The organism is Enterobacter asburiae (genome assembly GCF_007035645.1).
In the GTDB taxonomy this organism is placed as follows: domain Bacteria; phylum Pseudomonadota; class Gammaproteobacteria; order Enterobacterales; family Enterobacteriaceae; genus Enterobacter; species Enterobacter asburiae_B.
In genome coordinates, this window is record NZ_AP019632.1 from 2,934,968 (window position 1) to 2,954,341 (window position 19,374).

15 protein-coding genes are annotated in these 19,374 nt (G+C 56.5%); 7 read left to right on the forward strand and 8 right to left on the reverse strand.

Annotation, left to right across the window (positions count from 1 at the left end; all coding sequences use genetic code 11):
* Positions 1-209 precede the first annotated feature (209 nt).
* Genes pqiC through rlmKL form a run of 5 tightly spaced genes read right to left on the reverse strand, consistent with a single transcriptional unit; the run spans position 210 to position 7,713 of the window.
* Positions 210-776, reverse strand: coding sequence for a membrane integrity-associated transporter subunit PqiC (pqiC, locus tag FOY96_RS14110; protein ID WP_033145118.1), 567 nt, complete (start codon positions 774-776; stop codon positions 210-212).
* The gene (pqiB, locus tag FOY96_RS14115; protein WP_033145117.1) at positions 773-2,413 is read right to left on the reverse strand and encodes an intermembrane transport protein PqiB; all 1,641 of its coding nucleotides are present in this window, start codon (positions 2,411-2,413) and stop codon (positions 773-775) included. The genes pqiC and pqiB overlap by 4 nt, the downstream gene beginning before the upstream one ends.
* A gap of 4 nt (positions 2,414-2,417) precedes the next feature.
* The gene (pqiA, locus tag FOY96_RS14120; protein WP_023311024.1) at positions 2,418-3,671 is read right to left on the reverse strand and encodes a membrane integrity-associated transporter subunit PqiA; all 1,254 of its coding nucleotides are present in this window, start codon (positions 3,669-3,671) and stop codon (positions 2,418-2,420) included.
* A gap of 13 nt (positions 3,672-3,684) precedes the next feature.
* Positions 3,685-5,592 carry an ABC transporter ATP-binding protein gene (locus FOY96_RS14125; RefSeq protein ID WP_033145115.1) on the reverse strand — a complete coding sequence of 636 codons (1,908 nt, stop codon included), beginning with the start codon at positions 5,590-5,592 and terminating at the stop codon, positions 3,685-3,687.
* 12 nt (positions 5,593-5,604) lie between these two features.
* On the reverse strand, positions 5,605-7,713 hold the full coding sequence (gene rlmKL / locus FOY96_RS14130) for a bifunctional 23S rRNA (guanine(2069)-N(7))-methyltransferase RlmK/23S rRNA (guanine(2445)-N(2))-methyltransferase RlmL (RefSeq protein ID WP_039261606.1): 2,109 nt from the start codon (positions 7,711-7,713) through the stop codon (positions 5,605-5,607).
* A gap of 98 nt (positions 7,714-7,811) precedes the next feature.
* Between rlmKL and FOY96_RS14135 the strand changes: the two genes are divergently transcribed.
* The gene (locus tag FOY96_RS14135; RefSeq protein WP_143347278.1) at positions 7,812-8,921 is read left to right on the forward strand and encodes a YcbX family protein; all 1,110 of its coding nucleotides are present in this window, start codon (positions 7,812-7,814) and stop codon (positions 8,919-8,921) included.
* Here FOY96_RS14135 and zapC read toward each other — a convergent pair.
* Positions 8,918-9,460: a cell division protein ZapC gene (gene zapC / locus FOY96_RS14140; protein ID WP_023311020.1), complete on the reverse strand. Its 543-nt coding sequence runs from the start codon at positions 9,458-9,460 to the stop codon at positions 8,918-8,920. The genes FOY96_RS14135 and zapC overlap by 4 nt on opposite strands.
* A 165-nt stretch (positions 9,461-9,625) precedes the next feature.
* Entirely contained in the window at positions 9,626-10,636 is a 1,011-nt protein-coding gene (gene pyrD, locus FOY96_RS14145) for a quinone-dependent dihydroorotate dehydrogenase (protein WP_023311019.1), read from the reverse strand.
* A gap of 248 nt (positions 10,637-10,884) precedes the next feature.
* Between pyrD and ssuE the strand changes: the two genes are divergently transcribed.
* Genes ssuE through ssuB form a run of 5 tightly spaced genes read left to right on the forward strand, consistent with a single transcriptional unit; the run spans position 10,885 to position 15,125 of the window.
* Entirely contained in the window at positions 10,885-11,460 is a 576-nt protein-coding gene (gene ssuE, locus FOY96_RS14155; protein WP_023335146.1) for an NADPH-dependent FMN reductase, read from the forward strand.
* Positions 11,453-12,415 carry a sulfonate ABC transporter substrate-binding protein gene (locus FOY96_RS14160; RefSeq protein ID WP_143347279.1) on the forward strand — a complete coding sequence of 321 codons (963 nt, stop codon included), beginning with the start codon at positions 11,453-11,455 and terminating at the stop codon, positions 12,413-12,415. The genes ssuE and FOY96_RS14160 overlap by 8 nt, the downstream gene beginning before the upstream one ends.
* A complete protein-coding gene (gene ssuD / locus FOY96_RS14165) occupies positions 12,412-13,557 on the forward strand; it encodes an FMNH2-dependent alkanesulfonate monooxygenase (RefSeq protein WP_143347280.1) in 1,146 nt (381 codons plus the stop codon). The genes FOY96_RS14160 and ssuD overlap by 4 nt, the downstream gene beginning before the upstream one ends.
* A gap of 9 nt (positions 13,558-13,566) precedes the next feature.
* The gene (ssuC, locus tag FOY96_RS14170) at positions 13,567-14,358 is read left to right on the forward strand and encodes an aliphatic sulfonate ABC transporter permease SsuC (protein WP_143347281.1); all 792 of its coding nucleotides are present in this window, start codon (positions 13,567-13,569) and stop codon (positions 14,356-14,358) included.
* On the forward strand, positions 14,355-15,125 hold the full coding sequence (gene ssuB / locus FOY96_RS14175) for an aliphatic sulfonates ABC transporter ATP-binding protein (RefSeq protein ID WP_032658179.1): 771 nt from the start codon (positions 14,355-14,357) through the stop codon (positions 15,123-15,125). The genes ssuC and ssuB overlap by 4 nt, the downstream gene beginning before the upstream one ends.
* A 96-nt stretch (positions 15,126-15,221) precedes the next feature.
* On the opposite strand, the gene pepN is transcribed toward ssuB, so the two are convergent.
* A complete protein-coding gene (gene pepN, locus FOY96_RS14180; RefSeq protein WP_143347282.1) occupies positions 15,222-17,834 on the reverse strand; it encodes an aminopeptidase N in 2,613 nt (870 codons plus the stop codon).
* Between the two features lie 254 nt (positions 17,835-18,088).
* Between pepN and pncB the strand changes: the two genes are divergently transcribed.
* On the forward strand, positions 18,089-19,291 hold the full coding sequence (gene pncB / locus FOY96_RS14185; RefSeq protein ID WP_033145108.1) for a nicotinate phosphoribosyltransferase: 1,203 nt from the start codon (positions 18,089-18,091) through the stop codon (positions 19,289-19,291).
* Positions 19,292-19,374 lie beyond the last annotated feature (83 nt).

A 19,374-nucleotide genomic window follows, 5' to 3' on the forward strand; every position in this document is an offset into this window, starting at 1 on the left:
TGCACTCAATGCACAGGCACAGATAACGAATACCCCGAATTAGTCGCATCGTCAATGTTCAAAATTCATACGGGTGTCATATTTGTGAGCTAGCCGGAAGTTCATTTGTACAAAAATTGTGACGTGGCACAAGTAACAATCTGAAGTGAAAACGAAAAAAAACCGCAATCAGCGACAGGCCAACTGCGGTTTTTGATGATGAATTTTACTTATGGCAGACGGGAAATTTCTCTCGCGATGCTGGCCGACTCCTGTGCCCAACCCTGAGCCAGGACTTTCACCATTTCGTCATAGCCATCTTTCTGCTGCTTCAGCTCCAGATGGAAAGGACGCTTAATCAGCTGCCCCTGATGGTTCAGCAACCACTCCCCGCTGATCACCACCGCACCGTCATAGCGGCCGTGGAAGCCCGTGACCGTGACGTTAAGCGTATCCTGGTCGTTACCCAGCGGCTGCGACGCGACAACCCAGCCCGGAAGCTGGCTGCCCAGATTGGCCACCAGCGTGTTACGCAGCTGCTGATCCAGCGGGCTGGCCCACAGGTTGTTCGTCGCAATCACGTATTTAACGTCGCTGGTCTGATAGACCACGCCGTTTCCTGCCAGATAATCCGGCACGGCAACCTGCTCAACCCACAGCTGGCGGTTTCCCTGGCTGGCCGTGCTTTGTCCACCGCTGTGGGTAGACACAGGCAGCTGATAGTAGCTTTTATTATCTACCCCTGAACTGCACGCCGTTAACAGCAGAGCGCCAACCATCAATAGCCACTTTTTCATTCTTTTGCCCTCTTCGGCTCAGGATCCTTTTTATCTTTCGCTTCGAACACCAGCGCATTGCTCTTCTCGTTGAGCGTTTTCAGCACCGGCTGCAGTTCACGCAAGACCTGATCAAGACGCTGCATATCTGCCACCATCTTGTTGTACGCCGCTGAACCCGGCTGGAAGCCCTGCATACTGCGGTTCAGCTCACGTAGCGTTTTCTGCATATCCTGCGGCAGCTGCTGCATGCTCTGGCTCGCAGTGATCTTGTTGATGTTATCCAGCGTGGTTTGCAGGCGACGCATCGTTGCCTGGCTTTCGCTCAGAGAGTTCGTCGCCGCTTCAATCATCGGATTCAGTGGCAGATTGTTGATCTTATCCAGCGTTTCCATCAGACGCTGCTGGATCTGAGCCAGACCGCTGCTCACCGTTGGGATGATCTTGTAGCCACCGAATTCACGAATACCGGTAATCGGCGGTGCTTTCGGGTAGAAGTCCATATCCACATACAGCGCACCGGTCACCAGATTACCCGTCTTCAAGGAACCTCGCAGACCACGGTCCATCAGTTGACTGATATGGGTGGCAATATCCTGATTCTCGCCAATCTGGTTAAGCAGACGTTCCGGCTCGATGCGGATCAGCACCGGAATACGATAATCATCGTCCAGCATCTGGCTCAGGCCCGGAACAAAGAACGGAACTTGCCCAACCGTACCAAGACGAATACCACGGAACTCAACGGGCGCGCCCGGCTGCAGGCCGCGGACGGAATCTTTGAAGAACATCAGGAAGTCGATGTGATCGGTATAAAGCGCGTCCTGAATGCTTCGCTGATCGTCAAAGAGTCTGAACGCCGTTTTCTCGGCAACCGGCTGCCCCAGATCCTGCCCTTCCGGCACATCAAAGCTCACCCCACCGCCAAACAGCGTGGTTAAGGAACCCATTTCTACGCGCATCCCCGCCGACGTAAGATCGACCGCGATCCCGCTGTCCTTCCAGAAGCGAACGTTGCTGGTCACCAGACGATCGTTTGGCGCATTGATGAACAGCTGATAGCTGATGGTACGCTTTTGCGCATCGAAGGTGCTGGTTTCAACGGAACCGACGCGGTAGCCGCGGAACAGTACCGGGTCACCCGCCGTAAGCTGGCCTGCTTTTTTGCTGTCGAGGATCACGCGGATACCCTTGGCATCAGGCGGCGCAAGCGGCGGTGAGTCGAGAAGCTGATATTGCCCAGGCTGGCTGCCCTTCGTGCCGGGCTGCAGTTCAATATAGGCCCCGGAGAGCAGCGTCCCTAAGCCGCTGATCCCTTCGCGCCCCACCTGCGGTTTAACGACCCAGAAAACGGAATCGCCGTGCAGCAGTTTTTCCATGCCGGCATTAAGGCGCGCCTTAATTTCCACGTGGGTTAAATCGTCGGTCAGGGTTGCGCTTTCGACCACGCCCACGTCCACGCTACGGCTTTTGATGGTCGTTTTACCGCCCTCAATCCCCTCGGCATTGGTGGTTATCAGCGTGACTTCCGGTCCCTGATGGCTGTAATGATAAAACAGGATCCATGCACCGATCAGCGCGGTCACAATGGGGAAAATCCACACCGGCGACCAGTTTTTGACCTTCTGCACTTTCGCCTCTCCACTCTTATTTTCCATGCTCTTACTCTTCCTCATGGCTTGATTCAGGCTCACGATCCCACGATAAACGAGGGTCGAAGGTCATGGCCGCAAACATGGTCATAATCACGACCAGTGCAAACATTAAAGCCCCCATCGCGGGATAAATACTCATCAAACCGCCCATCCGCACCAGTGCAGAGAGAACGGCGATGACAAACACGTCAATCATTGACCAGCGTCCGACAAACTCGACCACTTCATAAATCAGGTGCATGCGTTCGCTGTCGCGTTTTCCATGACCCTTCGCATCCCAACAGAGCCAGGCGATGGCGATCATTTTTAAGGTTGGCACCATAATACTGGCGATAAAGATCACGCCGGCGACAGGATAGGAACCTTCGCCCCACAGCAGGATCACCCCGGCGAGGATCGTCGAGGGCATTTTATCGCCGAGCAAATCGGTGATCATGATCGGTAGAATATTGGCTGGCAGATACAGCATGATGGAGGTGACCAGCAGGGCCATCGTCCACTGAAGGCTATTTTTACGGCGTACGTGACCCTTCGTTTCGCAGCGCGGACAAACGTCGAGATCGGCGGGCAGCACGGCGGTACAGCACGGGCAGGAACGCAGCCCCTGACGAATGCCGGGCACGCCGACTTTTACCGTTTGCGCAAGCGTCGGTGCCGGGGCGATATCATCCCACGCCCAGCGTCTGTCCACGCACTGGAAAGCACGCAGCTGCAGGACACAGTACAGGCACCACGGAATAAAGCTGCTGCCGATCCCCACGTCGCCGTATGCCATGAGCTTCACGAAACTGACCAGAATGCCCGCCAGAAAGATCTCGGCCATGCCCCAGCTTTTAAGCTGAAAAAGGATACGTGCGAGCCGGATTTTCAGTGATGAGGGCATCCTGACGCGGTTGACCAGCAAAAGGATAACGACCAGGCAAAAAGCCGGGACTATCTGGACAAACAGGAGAAAAAAGGTGCCGAGGCTGGCGTAATCTTCCGAGAACATCACGCCCGGGATTTCAAGCAGATCCACCTGGCTGGTTATCCCTCCCACCTTCATATAGATGAAAGGGAAGAGATTGGAGAGCAGCAGCATGAACAATGCTGCCAGAGCGTAAGCAGTGGGACGCTGCCGCGGCGCGTCCCACTCGGTTGTCAACGTTGCGCCGCAACGTGGACACAGGGCTTTATGTCCGTGACCAAGCTCTGGCAACGCCACGAGCATATCGCATTGCGAGCATAAAATATGCCTGTCGGCATGGTGCTGGTCACACATATGTTATCCCTGTCTATGCGCCGTTTTTCAGAGACTCAAGGTACTCCCAGCGCTCAAATGCTTCTTCCAGGGCTTTTTCAGCCGCGGACAGTTCAGCCAGTACTTTCTGAGTATAGTCATGCGATTGGGTAAAGAATGACGCATCAGCGACCTGTTTTTGCAGATCCTCAAGCGCGGCCTCCAGCTCTTCAAGACGCTGCGGCAGCCCCTCCAGTTCGCGCTGCAGGTTATAGCTTAGTTTAGCCGAGGTTTTCTTGACAGTTTCTGCTTTTGTTACAGCAGGTTCTGAACTTATTTTGGACTTTGACTGTTTCTGCGCCAGAGACTGCGATTGCTGCCCTTTTGCATCGTGATAACCACCTACGTATTGTCCAATTCGCCCTTCACCTTCGAAGATCCAGCACTCGGTTACGGTGTTATCCACGAACTGACGATCGTGGCTAACCAGCATCACGGTCCCCTGATAACCGTCAATCAGTTCTTCGAGCAATTCCAGCGTTTCGACATCCAGGTCGTTCGTTGGTTCATCAAGAATCAACAGGTTACTTGGTTTCAGGAACAAACGCGCCAGCAGCAGACGATTACGCTCCCCGCCAGATAACGCACGGACTGGGGTCATCGCACGTTTCGGATGGAACAGGAAGTCCTGCAGATAGCCCAGCACGTGGCGCGGTTTGCCGTTTACCATTACCTCTTGCTTGCCTTCGGCGAGGTTATCCATCACCGTGCGGTCCGGATCCAGCTCCGCGCGGTGCTGGTCGAAGTAGGCCACTTCCAGCTTAGTCCCACAGTGAATGCGGCCGCTGTCGGCCTGCAGCTGCCCCAGCATCAGCTTCAGCAGCGTGGTTTTACCGCAGCCGTTCGGGCCGATAAGCGCAATTTTGTCGCCGCGCTGCACCTGGGCGGAGAAATCTTTCACCAGCACTTTGCCATCAACCTGATAGTTGACGTTTTCCATTTCGAAGACAATCTTGCCGGAACGGGATGCTTCTTCTACCTGCATTTTGGCGCTGCCCATCACTTCACGGCGTTCGCTGCGCTCACGGCGCATTGCCTTCAGAGCGCGCACGCGGCCTTCGTTACGGGTACGGCGGGCCTTGATGCCCTGGCGGATCCACACCTCTTCCTGCGCCAGCTTGCGGTCGAACTCCGCATTTTGCAGCTCTTCCACGCGCAGGTTTTCTTCTTTCTCCAGCAGATAGGTGTCGTAATCGCCAGGATAGGTGACCAGCTTGCCGCGGTCGAGATCGACAATACGCGTCGCCATGTTGCGAATAAACGAACGGTCGTGCGAGATAAAGATGATGGTGCCGCTGAAGGTTTTCAGGAAACCTTCCAGCCAGTCAATCGCTTCGATATCCAGGTGGTTCGTCGGTTCGTCCAGCAGCAGCACCTTCGGCCCGCTGACCAGCGCGCGGCCCAGGGCCGCTTTACGCAGCCAGCCGCCGGAGAGCGCCGACAGCTCCATGTCCGCTTCCAGACCAAGCTGGGCCAGAACCTCGTTAATGCGGTTTTCAAGCTGCCACAGACCGTGGTGATCGAGCATCTCCTGCACTTTCGCCAGTTCGTTGAGGTTCTTGTCGCTCGGGTCGGTCATCACCAGATGCGAAATCTCGTGATAGCGCTTCAGGTATTCGGCCTGCTCAGAGATCCCTTCCGCCACGAAATCATAAACGCTGCCGGTCACGTGACGCGGCGGGTCCTGCTGGAGACGGGAGACGATCAGATCCTGCTCGTAAACGATGCGACCGTCATCCAGCCCCTGTTCGCGGTTGAGGATTTTCATCAGCGTGGATTTACCCGCGCCGTTACGGCCCACCAGACAGACGCGCTCGTTATCTTCGATATGCAGCTCTGCATTATCGAGAAGCGGCGAGTCGCTGAAAGAGAGCCACGCGCCGTGCATACTAATTAAAGACATTTATTTTTCCTTTCAGGCCGCGGTAATCAACCAGCAGTTATGAATTTGACGGTTACGGGCAAAGTCCTGAGACAGCGTTTTTTGGCTGATTTCTTGTGCTTTCAGTCCCAGGGCTGCTAAGCCGTCATGATCCATACGGAAGCCGCGTTTGTTGTTCGAGAACATAATGGTACCGCCCTTACGCAGCAGGCGCTTCAGGTCGGTCATCAGGCGCAGGTGATCGCGTTGAACGTCAAAGCTATCCTCCATGCGCTTGGAGTTGGAGAAGGTCGGCGGATCGATAAATATCAGGTCGAACTGCTCGTCAGTATCACGCAGCCAGCCCAGCACGTCGGCCTGCATCAGACGATGCTGACGTCCGGTCAGCCCGTTAAGACGCAGGTTGCGCTCCGCCCACTCCAGATAGGTGCGGGACATATCCACCGTGGTGGTGCTTCGCGCGCCGCCCAGACCCGCATGCACGCTCGCGCTGCCGGTATAGGAGAACAGGTTGAGGAAATCTTTGCCCTTGCTCATCTGGCCCAGCATGCGACGCGCGATACGGTGGTCGAGGAACAGGCCGGTATCCAGATAGTCGGTCAGGTTGACCCACAGGCGAGCGTTGTATTCGCCCACTTCGATAAAATCACCCTTCTCGCCCATCTTCTGATACTGATTTTTTCCTTTCTGACGCTCGCGGGTTTTCAGCACCAGCTTGTTCGGCGCAATGCCGAGCACGGCGATGGTGGCCGCGATAACGTCCAGCATGCGCTGACGCGCTTTTTGCGCATCAATGGTTTTCGGTGGCGCATATTCCTGAATCACCACCCAGTCCGCGTAGCGGTCAACCGCCACGTTGTACTCCGGCAGGTCGGCGTCGTACAGGCGGTAGCATTCAATCCCTTCCTGCTTCGCCCACTTTTCATATTTTTTCAGGTTCTTGCGCAGGCGGTTGGCGTAATCCTCCGCCACGCCGGAAGGCTTACTGTCCGCCGCTTTCTCCGCCAGATGGTAGTTTTTCTGCACGCAGTCCAGCGGGCCGTTTTTCGCCTTAAACTGGCGATCGGCACGCAGCTGCAGGCAGCTCAGCAGCTCCGGCGAGGCGCTAAACAGCGACAGGTTCCAGCCGCCGAAGTAGTCCTTCATATTGCGCCCCAGCAGGCTGTGCAGGGCAATCAGCGCCGGCTCGCTGTCCAGACGCTCGCCGTATGGCGGGTTGCTGATCACGGTACCGTACGGACCTTTTGGCAGCGGGTTGGTCAGATTCGCCACGTCTTTCACCTCGAAGGTGACCAGCTCGCCGATACCGGCGCGACGGGCGTTGCTGCGCGCGCGTTCGATTACGCGCGGGTCGCTGTCCGAACCGTAGAAGTGGGAGGTGTACTCCGCCAGACCTTTACGCGCGCGGGTTTGCGCGTCATCTTTGACCTCTTTCCAGAGCGCTTCGTCGTGCTGCGCCCAGCCTTTAAAGCCCCAGTGACCGCGATGCAGGCCCGGCGCGCGGTCGGTTGCCAGCATGGCCGCTTCAATCAGCAACGTACCGGAACCACACATCGGATCGAGCAGCGGCGTGCCCGGCTGCCAGCCGGAGCGCATCACAATAGCGGCAGCCAGGGTTTCTTTAATTGGCGCCATACCGGTACGATCTCGGTAACCGCGCAGGTGCAGGCCCGCGCCGCTCAGATCGAGAGAAATACTCGCCGTGTCACCGTTGAGCCAGACGTTAATACGCAGATCCGGATTTTCGCGATCGACGTTCGGACGTTCCTTATTTTTACGCGTGAAGCAGTCCACAATGGCGTCTTTTACGCGCAGGGCACCGTACTGGCTGTTGCGGATCTCGTCGTTCACGCCGTTGAAATGCACCGCAAAGGTGGCATTGGGCGTGAAGATCTCTGTCCAGTCGATCATCTGTACGCCGGTATAGAGGTCCAGGTCGCTATAGACCTTGCACTCCTTCATCGGCAGCATGATGCGCGACGCCAGACGGCTCCACATCAGGCTCTGGTAAATAAGCCGCGTGTCGCCCTCAAAATGGACACCACCCTGAACCACCTGGCACTCTTGCGCGCCCAGGCTTTCCAGTTCAGTTTTTAACAGCTCTTCCAGCCCACGGGCCGTACTGGCAAACAGAGAATTCATATCGTCACTTTTACTCTTAGAAAATTGTCGCGCATTATAGCTAATATGGCGTGTATGTCATAAAGTTGAAGGCTTATTTTCATTTGTGGGAGTGTGCAGTGGCGACGTTATCCAGGCTTTTTATTCATCCGGTGAAATCCATGCGCGGCATCGGCGTCTCTCACGCGCTGGCCGACATGAGCGGATTCGCCTTCGATCGTATTTTTATGGTCACCGAGCCTGACGGCACGTTCATCACCGCACGCCAGTTCCCGCAGATGGTTCGCTTTACCCCTTCCCCGCTTCATGACGGTTTGCACCTTACCGCGCCGGACGGTTCCAGCGCGGTCATTCGCTTTGCTGATTTTGCGCCTGTCGATGCGCCAACGGAAGTGTGGGGCAATCATTTTACCGCGCGCATCGCCCCGGATGAGATTAACCGCTGGCTGAGCGGTTTCTTCTCCCGCGACGTGCAGCTGCGCTGGGTAGGTCCTGAACCGACGCGTCGCGTGAAGCGCCACGACGCCGTTCCCCTCTCCTTCGCCGATGGTTTCCCATTCCTGCTGACTAACGAAGCCTCGCTGCGTGATTTACAAGGCCGCAGCAAGGCCAGCGTTCAGATGGAACAGTTCCGTCCGAACCTGGTGGTTACGGGTGCCGACGCCTGGGAAGAAGACACCTGGAAAGTGATCCGCATCGGCAGCGTCATCTTTGATGTCGTAAAACCCTGCAGCCGCTGCATTTTCACCACGGTGAGCCCTGAGAAAGGCCAGAAGCACCCTTCCGGCGAACCGCTGAAGACGCTGCAGTCGTTCCGCACCGCACAGGATAACGGCGATGTGGATTTCGGCCAGAACCTGATCCCTCGCTCCAGCGGCGCAATCCGCGTCGGTGATGAGGTAGAAATTCTTGCCCGAGGACCTGCAAAAGCGTACGGCTCAGGTCAGGAAGAAGAAATGGTCGACGTTGTGACGAATGCCGCCTCTGCGGTAGATATTCACTGGCAGGGCAACGTCATCCGTGGCAACAACCAGCAGGTATTACTTGAGCAACTGGAGCAGGCAGGTATTCGCGTACCCTATTCCTGTCGCGCAGGCATTTGCGGATGCTGCCGCATCAGGCTGGTGGATGGAGAGGTTAGTGCGCTGAAAAAATCGGCAATTGGAAATGACGGCACAATTCTGTGCTGTAGCTGCATACCGAAAACGTCCGTACAGCTGGAAGCTTAAACCGCCTGTTCAAGGCTGAAGGAATCTACGCGCAGCTGCGGCTTCAGCCGGTCATTCATCACTTTAATGGCATCGCCAAGCTGCATCGTCCGCCCGGCAATGGTAACGCCGGGCTGTGCCAGCAGGCAGAGCGCAGCATTTTCACCTGGCTCAACCACCAGCAGGCTCACCTCTTCTGCGGTATCGCTCAGATTGACGCTGGCCGCATCACCCGTTGCCGGGGTCCAGCTCATACCATGCGCAAGAAAATGCCAGCTTTTTGGCATTTGCGGTTTCAGGAAGCGGATAGCCACCAGCGCATTTAATACCAGCTCGGCACGCTGCTCTTTAGAGAGCACCAGATCGCGGCATTTTTCTTCAAAAGAGAAATAAAGCGCCGCATCGTCAACGCAAAAGCCCGACGGGGAAAATGCATCCGGGGTTAACATTCGGCGGGCAAAACGAGAACGAAACAACATGCCATTGGCTAAATCGAGCATCATTCGGTCATGCTCGTCGCAAAAATACCAGCGCCAGTTATCGTCAGGTTTAATTCGCATGTGTCTCTCCCGTCCCCAAACGTCCTGTACTAAAAATGTCCTGTTTGCCGCCTCGTTTATAACACCATTAATAAAAGACTATAATGACTAAATAAGCAACAGTGACGGAATATAAAACAACCAGGGCTGGAAATAAAGCCCTGGTTGTCTGATTAAGAGAAAAGATTAGATATGAGTAACGATTTCTTTAATCAGCGGCGGTCCTTTAAAAATAAAGCCGGAATAGATTTGCACCAGTGACGCACCTGCCGCCATCTTCTCGCGCGCAGCAATCACTGAGTCAATGCCGCCGACGCCAATAATCGGCAGACGTCCTTTTAATTCTGCAGACAGGGCGCGAATAATTTCGGTGCTTTTTAATTGCACCGGACGTCCACTTAACCCACCCGCTTCGTCACAGTTTTTCATTCCCTGCACTAGGGAACGATCGAGAGTGGTATTGGTCGCAATAACACCATCAATATTATGGCGAACCAAACTGTCGGCAACCTGGATCAATTCTTCAGGAGAAAGATCCGGGGCGATCTTAACCGCGACCGGAACATATTTATGGTGGATCGTCTGGAGTTCATTTTGTTTATTTTTAATGGCACTCAGAAGATCGTCCAGCGCTTCGCCATATTGTAAGGAACGCAGACCCGGAGTATTGGGTGAAGAAATATTCACCGCGATATAACCGGCATAGGCGTAGACTTTTTCCATACAAATCAGATAGTCATCTTTACCCTGCTCTACCGGCGTGTCTTTATTTTTACCGATATTGATGCCTAATATTCCGTCAAAATGGGCTTTTTTTACGTTCTCCACCAGGTGATCAACACCGAGGTTATTAAAGCCCATGCGGTTGATCAGCCCTTCGGCTTCAACCAGGCGGAACAGGCGCGGCTTGTCATTTCCCGGCTGCGGGCGCGGCGTGACGGTACCGATTTCAATGGAGCCAAAGCCCATCGCGCCCAGGGCATCAATGCACTCGCCATTTTTGTCCAGACCGGCCGCCAGACCCAGCGGATTCTTAAAGGTCAGACCCATGCACTGCACAGGTTTTTCCGGCACATTCTGACGCACCAGAGCGGCCAGCGGCGTTCCGGTAATACGACGTAATTGCTGGAATGTAAATTCATGAGCGCGCTCAGGGTCGAGCTGGAAAAGGGCTTTACGAACGAAGGGGTAGTACATGAACTCTCCTGGATTCCCGGTGTGCAAACCGGGAGGGGATTATGGGCGATCCACGCGCGAAAGGGAATTGACCTGCGGCAAAAAATCAGCGTAAAACGCAATCGTTTACCTCCCCGTCTATTTCTTATGCACTTTTTCGCATTTTAATTGCAGATAAATCATTTAGTGGAATAACCGCGCGGTGTCACACTCCTGAAAATTGTTATGAATGTTAGATAAAAGCAAACAATTGGTTATAAGGAGGAAGTATGCGCGTCATTACCCTGGCCGGAAGTCCACGATTCCCTTCGCGCTCCAGCGCCCTGCTGGAATATGCCCGCGAAAAACTCAATGCCCTGGATGTGGAAGTGTGCCACTGGAACCTGCATAACTTCGAACCTGAAGATCTGCTCTACGCCCGCTTCGACAGCCCAGCGCTAAAAACGCTCATCGAGCAGCTTAACGGCGCTGACGGCTTAATTGTGGCAACACCTATTTATAAAGCCTCTTTTTCCGGGGCACTGAAAACCCTGCTCGATCTGCTTCCGGAGCGCGCCCTGGACGGCAAAGTCGTGCTGCCGCTGGCAACGGGCGGTACGGTTGCCCATTTACTGGCCGTGGATTATGCCCTGAAGCCGGTGCTGAACGCGCTGAAAGCGCAGGAGATCCTCCACGGCGTTTTCGCAGATGACTCCCAGGTTATCGATTATCAACATAAGCCTCATTTTACGCCGAACCTGCAAACCCGCCTCGATACTGCCCTGGAAACCTTCTGGCATGCCCTGCACCGCAGGGATATCCAGGCCCCGGCGTTTGGTCAGCCTCAAGGAGTCGCACATGTTTAAAACGTTAACCCGCATCGGACTGGCAGGTCTGATGGCGCTTACCACGCTGGCCCATGCCGCAGAAGCGGCTCCGGAAAGTTTGCGCATTGGCTATCAGAAAGGCAGCGTCAGCATGGTGCTGGCGAAAAGCCACCAGCTGCTGGAAAAACGCTTCCCGGACACCAAATTCTCCTGGGTGGAGTTCCCGGCTGGCCCGCAGATGCTGGAGGCCCTGAACGTCGGCAGTATCGATCTCGGCAGCACGGGTGATATTCCGCCGATATTCGCCCAGGCGGCGGGAGCGGACCTCGTCTATGTTGGCGTTGAGCCGCCCAAACCGAAGGCCGAAGTGATTCTGGTGCCTGAAAACAGCGACATTAAAAGCGTCGCCGACCTCAAAGGGCATAAAGTGGCTTTCCAGAAAGGTTCCAGCTCGCACAACCTGCTGCTGCGTGCCCTGCAGGAAGCCGGACTCAAGTTCACTGACATTCAGCCCGTTTACCTGACGCCTGCCGACGCGCGCGCCGCGTTCCAGCAGAAGAACGTTGATGCCTGGGCCATCTGGGATCCGTACTACTCCGCCGCATTGCTGCAGGGCGGCGTTCGCGTGCTGAAAGACGGTACCACGCTGAAGCAGACCGGCTCGTTCTATCTGGCCGCGCGTCCTTATGCGGAAAAGAACGGCGCATTTATTCAGGGCGTACTGGATACCTTTACCCAGGCCGATGCGCTGACCCAGACCCAGCGTCAGGAGAGCATTGCCCTGCTGGCGAAAACCATGGGCTTACCTGAGCCGGTGATCGCGAGCTATCTCAACCACCGTCCGCCGACCACCATTACGCCCGTGGACGCGAACGTCGCCGCGCTTCAGCAACAAACGGCTGACCTTTTCTATCAAAACCACCTGGTGCCAAAACAGGTCACTATTCGCGAACGCATCTGGCAGCCCGCAGGCAAAGAAGGAGCTAAATCATGAGTCTGAATCTTTTCTGGTTTTTACCCACCCACGGTGATGGACACTATCTTGGTACAGAAGAGGGCTCGCGCCCGGTTGACCACGGCTACCTGCAGCAGATTGCGCAGGCGGCGGACCGAATCGGTTTCACCGGAGTGCTGATCCCGACCGGACGTTCATGTGAAGATGCCTGGCTGGTCGCCGCGTCGATGATCCCGGTCACCCAGCGTCTGAAGTTCCTGGTTGCCTTACGCCCGAGCGTGGTCTCCCCCACCGTGGCGGCGCGTCAGGCGGCAACGCTGGACAGGCTGTCCAACGGTCGCGCCCTGTTTAACCTGGTGACGGGCAGCGATCCGCAGGAGCTGGCGGGCGATGGGGTGTTCCTCGACCATACCGAGCGCTACGAAGCCTCCGCCGAGTTCACCCGCGTCTGGCGACGTCTGCTGGAAGGTGAAACCGTCACCTTTGAAGGCAAGCATATTCACGTTCGTGACGCGAAGCTCTACTTCCCGCCGGTACAGCAGCCGCGACCGCCGCTCTATTTTGGCGGATCGTCGGACGTAGCCCAGGATCTGGCGGCAGAACAGGTCGATCTCTATCTGACCTGGGGCGAACCGCCTGAGCTGGTGAAAGAAAAAATTGCCCAGGTACGCGCTAAAGCGGCCGCCCATGGGCGCAAGGTGCGCTTCGGCATTCGCCTGCACGTGATCGTGCGTGAAACCAATGAAGAAGCCTGGCAGGCCGCTGACCGCCTGATCTCCCATCTGGACGATGAGACCATCGCCAGGGCGCAGGCCGCGTTTGCCAAAACCGACTCCGTCGGACAGCACCGAATGGCGTCCCTGCACAACGGCAAGCGCGAGCACCTGGAGATCAGCCCGAACCTGTGGGCGGGCGTCGGCCTGGTGCGCGGCGGTGCGGGCACGGCGCTGGTCGGCGACGGTCCGACCGTAGCCGCCCGGATTAATGAATACGCTGACCTGGGTATCGACAGCTTTATTCTCTCCGGTTACCCGCATCTGGAAGAGGCGTACAAGGTGGGCGAGCTGTTATTCCCGCATCTGGATGTTGCCATTCCGGAAATTCCGCAGCCGCAGCGGCTTCAGCTCCAGGGCGAAGCCGTAGCGAACGAGTTTATTCCACGCAAAGCCGCGCAGAGCTAAGGAGCGACCATGGCTGCCACCTCCCAAAAATGGCTGCTGCGCGCCGCGCCGTGGTTTTTACCCGTCGGCATTGTGGCTCTCTGGCAGCTCGCGTCGTCCACCGGCTGGCTGTCGAGCCGCATTCTGCCCTCTCCGGAGGGCGTCGTAGAAGCGTTCTGGTCGCTGAGCGTGAGCGGCGAGCTGTGGCAGCATCTGGCGATCAGCTCCTGGCGCGCCGTGATTGGGTTTTCCATCGGCGGCAGCATCGGTCTGGTTCTGGGCTTGATCAGCGGCCTTTCCCGCTGGGGCGAGCGGCTGCTGGATACCTCCATTCAGATGCTGCGCAACGTGCCGCATCTGGCGCTGATCCCGCTGGTTATCCTGTGGTTTGGGATTGAAGAGAGCGCCAAGATCTTCCTCGTGGCGCTGGGCACACTGTTCCCGATTTACATCAACACCTGGCACGGCATCCGCAATATCGATCGCGGTCTGGTGGAGATGGCGCGCAGCTATGGCTTATCGGGTTTTTCCCTCTTTATTCACGTGATTCTGCCGGGCGCCCTGCCCTCCATTATGGTCGGGGTGCGTTTTGCGCTCGGCCTGATGTGGCTGACGCTGATTGTGGCGGAGACCATCTCGGCCAACTCAGGCATTGGCTATCTGGCGATGAACGCCCGCGAATTCCTGCAAACGGACGTGGTGGTGGTTGCCATCATTCTGTATGCCCTGCTCGGCAAGCTCGCCGACGTCAGCGCCCAGTGGCTGGAGCGCAGCTGGCTGCGCTGGAACCCGGCCTATACCCTTCAGGAGGCGAAAGCATGAATACTGCACGACTGAACCAGGGAACGCCGTTACTGCTGAACGGCGTGACCAAACGCTACGGCGAAAACACCATTCTTAACGGGCTGGATCTGCATATTCCCGCCGGACAATTTGTGGCCGTTGTCGGGCGCAGCGGCGGCGGCAAGAGTACCCTGCTACGTCTTCTGGCCGGACTGGAAGCCCCCAACGGCGGTGACATTCTGGCAGGAACGACGCCGCTTTCGAATATTCAGGACGATACCCGCATGATGTTTCAGGATGCACGCCTGCTGCCGTGGAAAACGGTTATCGACAATGTCGGGCTCGGTCTTAAGGGCAGCTGGCGGGATGAAGCCCGCCAGGCGCTGGCCGCCGTTGGGCTGGAAAATCGTGCGGGTGAATGGCCTGCCGCCCTCTCGGGCGGGCAGAAGCAGCGCGTGGCACTGGCGCGGGCGTTGATTCACCGTCCGGGCCTGCTGTTGCTTGATGAACCGCTCGGCGCGCTCGACGCCCTGACGCGGATCGAAATGCAGGATTTGATTGGATCCCTTTGGCAGGCGCACGGCTTTACGGTACTGCTGGTGACGCATGACGTGAGCGAGGCCGTCGCGATGGCTGACCGGGTGCTGTTAATAGAGGACGGGAAAATAGGTCTGGATCTGACGGTGGATCTTCCGCGCCCTCGCCGCGTGGGCTCGGCAAGGCTGGCGGAGCTGGAAGCTGAGGTATTGGATCGGGTGATGAAGCGCGGGGGGACGGAGTTACAGCGAGCCAAGGCTAATGCCTGATGCCCTCACCCCGGCCCTCTCCCACGGGGAGAAAACACTAAAAACGGCAACCGAGGTTGCCGTTCTGCTTTTACCTGCCCACCGGGCAATTTTTTATTACGCTAAGGCTTTAGCAATCTTCTCGTACAGATCGCCAGACAGGTTCTCCAGCCCTTTCAGCTGCTCAAGCGCGGCACGCATCTTCGCCTGACGCTTCGCATCGTAGCGTTTCAAACGGATCAGCGGCTCAATCAGGCGCGACGCCACCTGCGGGTTACGGCTGTTCAGCTCGGTCAGCATTTCCACCATGAACTGATACCCGCTGCCGTCTTCGGCGTGGAACGCGGCCGGGTTGCTGCTGGCAAACGCGCCAATCAGAGAACGCACGCGGTTTGGGTTGCTCAGGGTAAAGGAGCGATGCTTCAGCAGGCTGCGCACGTTGCTGAGCGCATCGGCCGCCGGGCTGGTCGCCTGCAGGATGAACCATTTGTCCATCACCAGGCCATCCTGATGCCACTTGTCGTCGTACTCCTGCATTAACGCATCACGGCACGGCAGTTCAGCGGCAACGCTTGCACCCAGCGCGGCCAGGGCGTCGGTCATGTTATCCGCTTCGTGGTACTGCTTGCTCACCAGAGTGTTCGCCAGCTCGGTTTCACCAAACGCCAGATAGCGCAGGCAGGTATTGCGCAGAGAACGTTTGCCAATGTCCGCGTGCTCAACGCGATAAGCATCAAGCTTATTGGCGTTATATATAGCCAGGAACTCATCGGCCAGCTCTGCAGCCAGCGTACGGGTCAACGCTTCACGCACCGCCACGATGGCAATCGGGTCGATGATGTCAAACAGCTCGGCGATTTCAGTCGCTGACGGCAGGGTCAGAATTTCAGCGGCCAGGGCCGGGTCAATCTTCTCATCCAGCAGGATCGCGCGGAACGCGTCAGCCACATGGACAGGCAGCGACAGCGGCTGGCCCTGCTGATGACGGTTTACGTTGAGCTTAATGTAGGTCGCCAGCAGGCTTTGCGCCGCGTCCCAGCGGGAGAAGTCGTTACGCGCGTGACGCATCAGGAACGTCAGCTGCTGATCGCTCCACTTGTATTCCAGCTTCACCGGCGCGGAGAATTCACACAGCAGCGCAGGCACCGGCTGGAAGTAGACGTTATCGAAGATAAAGGTCTGCTCGGCCTGGGTCACGTTCAGCACGTGGTGCACCGGGTGGCCGCCCTTCTGGAGCGGGATGACTTTGCCTTCGTTATCGTACAGCTCAATGCTGAACGGAATATGCAGCGGATATTTCTCTTCCTGCTCCGCCGTCGGCGGCGTGCGCTGGCTGATGGTCAGGGTGTACTGCTCGGTTTCCGGATTGTAATCGTCTTTGACGGTGACAACCGGCGTCCCGGCCTGGCTGTACCAGCGGCGGAAGTGAGAGAGATCGACATTAGAGGCATCTTCCATAGCCTGCACAAAATCGTCGCAGGTGGCCGCGCTGCCGTCATGACGCTCGAAGTACAGCTGCATCCCTTTCTGGAAGTTCTCCTCGCCCAGCAGGGTGTGGATCATGCGGATAATTTCAGCACCCTTCTCGTACACCGTCAGGGTGTAGAAGTTGTTCATCTCGATGACTTTATCCGGGCGGATCGGGTGCGCCATTGGGCTGGCATCTTCCGCAAACTGCAGGCCACGCATGGTACGCACGTTGTTGATGCGGTTCACCGCGCGTGAACCCAGATCGGAGCTGAATTCCTGATCGCGGAAGACGGTCAGGCCCTCTTTCAGGCTCAGCTGGAACCAGTCGCGGCAGGTGACGCGGTTACCGGTCCAGTTGTGGAAATATTCGTGGCCAATAACGCGTTCGATATCAAGGTAGTCTTTGTCCGTTGCGGTATCGGTACGCGCCAGCACGTATTTGGAGTTAAAGACGTTAAGGCCTTTGTTCTCCATTGCGCCCATGTTGAAGAAATCGACGGCGACGATCATATAGATGTCGAGGTCATATTCGAGGCCGAAGCGCTCTTCGTCCCACTTCATGGAGTTGATGAGGGAGGTCATCGCCCACGGCGCGCGGTCAAGGTTGCCGCGGTCAACAAACAGCTCCAGCTCCACCTCGCGGCCTGAGCGCGTTTTGAAGGTGTCGCGCAGCACGTCGAAGTCCCCCGCCACCAGCGCAAACAGGTAGCACGGTTTCGGGAAGGGATCCTGCCACTGCACCCAGTGACGGCCATTCTCCAGCTCGCCTTCGCCTACGCGGTTACCGTTAGAGAGCAGGAAGGGATACAGGGTTTTATCGGCGATGATTTTGGTGGTGAAGCGCGCCAGGACGTCCGGACGGTCGAGATACCAGGTTATGTGGCGGAACCCTTCCGCTTCACACTGGGTACACAGCGCCACGCCCGACTGGTAAAGCCCTTCCAGCGCGGTGTTGGCGGCCGGGCTGATTTCATTCACGATGCGCAGCGTAAACTGTTCCGGCAGGTTGTCGATGACCAGCTGGTTGTTTTCTTCTTTATAGTCTGACCAGGCTTCATCATTAATATGCAGGGAGACCAGCGTCAGGTCTTCACCATCCAGACGCAGCGGCACCGCAGTTGCGCTATGGCGCGTCACCTGGCTCACCGCCGTGACAACGGTTTTAGTGGCATCCAGGTCAAAAGTCAGATCGATTTCGCTAATCAGGTAATCCGGCGCACGGTAGTCGTGGCGGTATTTGGCTTGTGGCTGTTGTGTCATAGAAAACCTTATGCATCGTTTGTCGAGTAACGTTTCAATATATTCCTGTTGCGCAAATCGCGCTATGCAGAATGTTCATCTTTTCAGGGTCAAAACCTTTTTTTGCTACATTTGTATAACACGGGGCACAAAATGCCCTCGACCATAAAACGCGCTTATGTTGTGATCGGGGTTCAATAAATCACTAAACAAGGTATACTCCGGAGTTGTTTATTGTACTAAACGCTCCTGTGAGAGGATGCTACTGCGCACCTATGACTCAATTCGCTTCTCCAGTTCTGCATACGTTGCTGGATACCGACGCGTATAAACTGCATATGCAGCAAGCCGTTTTCCACCATTACTATGACGTTCACGTCGCGGCGGAATTCCGCTGTCGTGGCGACGACTTGCTCGGTATCTACGCAGACGCCATTCGTGAACAGGTCGATGCTATGCAGCATCTGACGCTGCAGGACGAGGAATATCAGTGGCTTTCTGGCCTGCCCTTCTTCAAAGCCGACTACCTGAACTGGCTGCGCGATTTCCGCTATAAGCCGGAGCAGGTCAGCGTGGTTAACGATAATGGCAAGCTGGATATTCGCCTTGAAGGTCCGTGGCGGGAAGTGATCATGTGGGAAGTGCCGCTTCTGGCGGTGATCAGTGAACTGGCTCACCGCTACCGTTCGCCGGAAAAAGGCGTCGAGCAGGCGGTCGCCGCGCTGGAAAATAAACTCGCAGCCTTCTCCACGCTGACCGAAGGGCTGGACTTGTCCCGCTTCCGCCTGATGGACTTTGGCACGCGTCGCCGTTTCTCGCGTGACGTTCAGGAGGCCATCGTTAAACGTCTGCAGCAGGAGCCGTGGTTCGTGGGCACCAGCAACTACGATCTGGCACGCCGCCTCAGCCTGACGCCAATGGGCACCCAGGCACACGAGTGGTTCCAGGCGCATCAGCAGATCAGCCCCGATCTGGCTAACAGCCAGCGCGCGGCGCTGGCCGCATGGCTTGAAGAGTACCCGAATCAGCTCGGAATTGCCCTCACCGACTGTATTACGATGGATGCTTTCCTGCGCGACTTTGGTCCCGAGTTCGCTGAACGTTACCAGGGATTACGGCACGACTCCGGGGATCCGGTTGAATGGGGCGAGAAAGCCATTGCCCATTACGAAAAACTCGGCATTGACCCGATGAGCAAGGTGCTGGTCTTCTCGGATAATCTCGACCTGGCGAAAGCGGTCGACCTCTATCGTCATTTCAACACCCGTGTGAACCTGAGCTTCGGGATTGGTACCCGTCTGACCTGCGATATTCCTCAGGTAAAACCTCTGAATATCGTCATCAAACTGGTGGAATGTAACGGCAAGCCGGTGGCGAAACTCTCCGACAGCCCGGGTAAAACCATCTGCCATGACAAAGCGTTTGTCCGCGCGTTGCGCAAAGCGTTCGACCTCCCCTTGATCAAAAAAGCCAGTTAAGCGCTTACGGGAGCCTTTATGGCTCCCTTCTTATTATTTATTTCTCAATTCTTCTCTTTTGACTGCGAAATTTACTTGTCTGA